This is a genomic window from Bradyrhizobium sp. NAS96.2, assembly GCF_001908235.1.
Lineage (GTDB): Bacteria > Pseudomonadota > Alphaproteobacteria > Rhizobiales > Xanthobacteraceae > Bradyrhizobium.
Map to the genome: position 1 here is coordinate 1 of NZ_LGHK01000178.1, position 4,715 is coordinate 4,715.

Sequence of the window (4,715 nt, forward strand, 5' to 3'; positions counted from 1 at the left end):
GCGCTGCGTGACGCCGCCTGCAGCGCGCATTCGACGAACCGGCGCGGCAGCAGCGAGGCGTTCGAGCGCATCGCCACCAGCATGCGGCTTTCGGCATCCGGCGTGTCCAGCGCTTTCGCAACGACGTTCATGACGCCGGCATGCTGATAGCAGGACGGTAGAATCGAAAGCCCGATCCCTGCCGCGACGAGGCTGAGCACGGTGCGCAATTCATGCGCCTCCTGCGCGATCCGCGGCGCGAAGCCGGCGCGCCGGCACAGCATCGCGGCCTGGTCGCCGACGCCGCAACCGCTCTCCGCCATGCCGACGAATTCGTGCTCGGCAAGATCGGCAACGCTGAGCTTGCCGGGCGCCGTGGCGAGCGGATGATCGATCGGCAGGAACACCATCAACCGGTCGCGCCAGACCACATGCACCTGCAGATCGGCCGCCGGCCGGAAGTCCAGCGGCGGCCGCATGATCGCAACATCGAGCTCGGCGTCGGCGAGAGCCTGAAGCTGCTTGGCCGTCGACATGTGCCGCAGTTCGATCTTCACCCGCGGATAGCTGGCGCGGAAACTGCGGAACAGTTCGGCGAACATGTCGAGCATCGGAACAGAATCCGTAAAGCCGACACGAACCGCACCGGCCTCACCGCGCGCGGCACGCCGCACGCTCTCCGATGCGAGATCGAGCTCGCTGACGGCGCGACGCGCGTGCTCCAGCAGCAATTGGCCGGCCTGGGTGAGCTCGACGGCACGCCGTGTCCGCGACAGAAGCTTCGTACCGAGCTCCTCCTCCATCGCCTTGATCTGAGTGCTGAGCGGCGGCTGGCTCACATGCAGCCGTTTGGCGGCGCGGCTGAAGCTGAGCTCCTCGGCCACCGCGATGAAATAGCGAAGCTGCCTGTAGTCCATCGCTTATTCCGATTCCCTATAAGTGACGGGTCAAAGCGGTATTTGACCTCCCAGGACCGTTTCCCGATCTTGGCGCCAAAACGCGGACGCTCCAAGGGATAATAAGGGGCAACACGCGCAGCCGGTCAGCCATGCGAAATCGCCGCGAATAACAGGCGTTCCGCCCGGCTCGGATCACAGGCGCGGCAACAAAAAGCAAGGGAAGAATCCAATGGGCCAGGCGTCCGTCAGCGAGCTCGAACAGCAAACCGTCCGCCGCGTCTATTGGCGGCTGATCCCGATCCTGTTCGTAATGATGTTCTTCAACTATCTCGATCGCATCAATCTCGGCTATGCCGGGCTGACGATGAACAAGGATCTCGGCCTCAGCCCCGCGATCTTCGGCTTTGCCGCCAGCATCTTCTTCCTCGGCTACATGGTGCTCGAGGTGCCGAGCAATTTGATGCTGCATTGGCTGGGGGCGCGGATCTGGCTGGCGCGCATCCTGATCACCTGGGGCCTCGTCGCGACGCTCACCGCCTTTGTCTGGAATCCGCTCAGCCTCTATGTGATGCGGTTCGGCCTCGGCGTCGCCGAAGCCGGTTTCATGCCCGGCGTCGTGCTTTATCTCACCTATTGGTTCCCCGCGCGTTATCGCGCCCGCGCGGTCGCCGGATACATCATCGCCGGTTCGTTCTCGGCTGTAGCCGGCGGGCCGATCTCGACCAGCATCATGACCTTCCTCGACGGCGCCGGCGGCCTGCATGGCTGGCAATGGATGTTCATCGCCGAGGGCGTGCCGACCATTCTGCTCGGCCTGTTCACGCTCTATTATCTGACCGACCGCCCGGCCATGGCGAGCTGGCTCACCAAGGAGCAGGCCGCCTGGCTGGAGGGCGAGCTCGCCGCCGAGCGGGCGGAGATCGAACAGCAGGGGCAGCACAGGTTGATCGAATGCGTGCTCGATATCAGGGTCTGGCTGCTGGCGGCACTGTTCGGCTGCGCGCTGGTCGGCATCTACGGCCTCTTGCTGTGGCTGCCGCAGATCATCAAGGGCATGGGCGATCTCAGCAACATCCAGGTCGGCTCCCTCTCGGCGATTCCGCCGCTGCTCGGCGTCGTCGGCACCATCGTGGTCAGCCGCAGCTCGGACAAGACAGGCGATCGCAAGTTTCATCTCGCGGCCGTCTATCTGCTCGCCGCGGTCGCCATGCTCGGCAGTGCCTATGTCGCAAGCCCGGTGCTGGCCTTCGTGTTCCTCTGCATCGTCGGCTTCAGCCTGAACGCCGGCAATCCGCTGTTCTGGAGCATCAACGCCTCGCTCTTGACCGGCGCGGCCGGTGCCGCCTCGATCGCGATGGTCAACACGCTGGCGCAGTTCGGCGGGCTGATCGGTCCGTGGTGCATCGGCCTGATCAAGGATTCCACCGGAAGCTTCTCCTGGGCGCTGGTCGGCATCGCCGGCTTCCTGTTCGTCGCCTCCGCCATCGCCGCCACCATGCGCGTCAAGCCGCGCGAGACGGAATTTTCGGGCGCGATCCCGTCATCCGTCGCCCACTGACACCTCTGCCAAGGGGACAACAAGGAAGCAACCATGATCATCGACTGTCACGGCCACTACACCACCGAGCCAGCCAAGCTGCAGATCTTCCGCGACAAGCAGCTCGCCGGCCTCGCCGACAGATCGCGCCGGCCGCTCACCACCAATCTCGGCATCACCGATGACGAGATCCGCTCGAGCGTCGAGGGTGCGCAGCTTCGCTTGCAGAAGGAGCGCGGCACCGACGTCACGATCTTCTCGCCGCGTGCCGCCGGCATGGCACACCATGTCGGAAAGGAAGCAACCAGCCGCGAATGGACCACGATCTGCAACGACCTCGTGCACCGGGTCTGCACGCTGTTCCCGCTGAACTTCGTTCCCGTCTGCCAGCTGCCGCAGAGCCCTGGAGTAGCGCCCAAGAACTGCATCGAGGAGCTGGAGCGATGCGTGACGCAGCTCGGCTTCGTCGGCTGCAACCTCAATCCCGATCCGGCCGGCGGCTATTGGTGCGATCCGCCGCTGACCGACGAGTGGTGGTATCCGCTGTATGAGAAAATGGTCGAGCTCGACGTGCCGGCGATGGTGCATGTCTCCTCGTCCTGCAATCCCTGCTTCCACGGCACCGGCGCGCATTACCTCAACGGCGACACCACCGCCTTCATGCAATTCCTGACCTCGGACCTGTTCAAGCGCTTTCCGACCCTGCGCTTCGTCATCCCGCATGGCGGCGGCGCGGTGCCCTATCACTGGGGCCGCTACCGCGGCTTGGCGCAGGACATGAAGCTGCCGCCGCTGTCGGATCATCTGCTCAAGAACGTGTTCTTCGACACCTGCGTCTATCACCTCCCCGGCATCGAGCTGTTGACCCGGGTGATCCCGGTCGAGAACATCCTGTTTGCGTCGGAAATGGTCGGCGCGGTCCGCGGCATCGATCCGGAAACGGGTCATCACTTCGACGACACCCGCCGCTACATCGATGCGCTGTCGCTCAGTGCCGAGGAGAAGGCCAAGATCTTTGAAGGCAACGCCCGCCGCGTCTATCCTCGCCTCAACGCCCATCTCGACCGCCGCGCGCAGTAAGCAATGTATGCAGCCCGTCATTGCGAGGAGCGTCAGCGACGAAGCAATCCATCGCGCCGCATATGCGGAAGCATGGATTGCTTCGCTTCGCTCGCAATGACGGTGATAGTCCTGCGAGCACAGTATTTCCGTCATCTTGATTGCAAACGTGCAATCACGCCCAACACAAACTCCGGAGAAAACCGATGGCCATAGGATTTGCAATTCACAAGGCGAAGCGGAAAGTGTCGCCCGACCTCGTCGCGCGCTACCGCACGCTGCCGGTCGCCAATATCAGCGATTCGATGTCGCGGATCGCGGGCACCAACCGGCTGCGGCCGATGCATAGTGGCGGCTGGCTCGGCGGCCCGGCGCTGACCGTGAAGACCCGGCCCGGCGACAATCTGATGGTCCACAAGGCGATCGACCTGGCTCAGCCCGGCGACGTGATCGTGGTCGATGCCGGCGGCGTGCTGGTCAACGCCATTATCGGCGAGATCATGTCGACGCTGGCCGAGAAGAAGGGCGTGGCGGGCTTCGTGATCGACGGCTCGATCCGCGATGCCGGCGCGATCCGCGCCGGCTCGTTCCCGGTGTTCGCCGCCGGCGTCGCCCATCGCGGCCCCTACAAGGACGGCCCGGGCGAGATCAATTGCGCCATCTCGATCGACGGCATGATCGTCGAGCCCGGCGATCTGATCGTGGCCGACGACGACGGTGTGCTCTGCGTACCCCATGACGATGCCGAGGCCATCAGCAAGCTGACCGAGGCCAAGAAGGCAACCGAGGAGAAGGCGATCCAGCAGATCCTCGCCGGCACCAGCGACCGCCGCTGGGTCGATGAGGCCCTGCAGCGGCTCGGCTGCGAGTTCAAGGACTAGACCGTCACGGTTGCCCAAGAGGCGGGAATGCCCGCTTCTTGGGCACGAATTTCCGTAAAGCTGGCCGGAATCACCCGCCGCGGCTGTCCGTCCATCGAATCGGGAATTTTTCCCGATCATCGATGGAAAAGAATCCCGTCCCGCCGGGACACATCTCGTTTGCCAAACCTACAGCGCTCCCTGGCAGTCTCAGAGCCAGGGTTCGTCGGGGATAAAAGCCGAACCACGACAATGGGGTGGGCGTTATGGCTGGTACGTTGTTGCGTACGGCAACACGGTTTCTGTCTTCTTCGGTCCATACGCGCGGCGCTGCGGCCGTGCTTACCGCCATCGGAGCCGCAGCGCCGCTGACCGCGGGCG

The 4,715-nt window shown here is 64.2% G+C and carries 4 protein-coding genes; 3 read left to right on the plus strand and 1 reads right to left on the minus strand.

All coding sequences use genetic code 11. The annotated features are described in order from the left end of the window. Positions 1 to 896, minus strand: an 896-nt coding sequence (locus tag AC628_RS31490) for a LysR substrate-binding domain-containing protein (RefSeq protein WP_074130665.1), incomplete at its 3' end; no start/stop codon positions are given. Positions 897 to 1,107: 211 nt separating this feature from the next. Here AC628_RS31490 and AC628_RS31495 point away from each other — a divergent pair. From AC628_RS31495 to AC628_RS31505, 3 genes are all read left to right on the plus strand, one after another. Continuing rightward, a complete protein-coding gene (locus AC628_RS31495; protein ID WP_074130666.1) occupies positions 1,108 to 2,436 on the plus strand; it encodes an MFS transporter in 1,329 nt (442 codons plus the stop codon). A 33-nt stretch (positions 2,437 to 2,469) separates the two neighbouring features. Next, positions 2,470 to 3,495: an amidohydrolase family protein gene (locus AC628_RS31500; protein WP_074130667.1), complete on the plus strand. Its 1,026-nt coding sequence runs from the start codon at positions 2,470 to 2,472 to the stop codon at positions 3,493 to 3,495. Positions 3,496 to 3,680: 185 nt separating this feature from the next. After that, complete coding sequence (locus AC628_RS31505; protein ID WP_074130668.1) at positions 3,681 to 4,355, plus strand: RraA family protein; 675 nt, start codon at positions 3,681 to 3,683, stop codon at positions 4,353 to 4,355. Positions 4,356 to 4,715 lie beyond the last annotated feature (360 nt).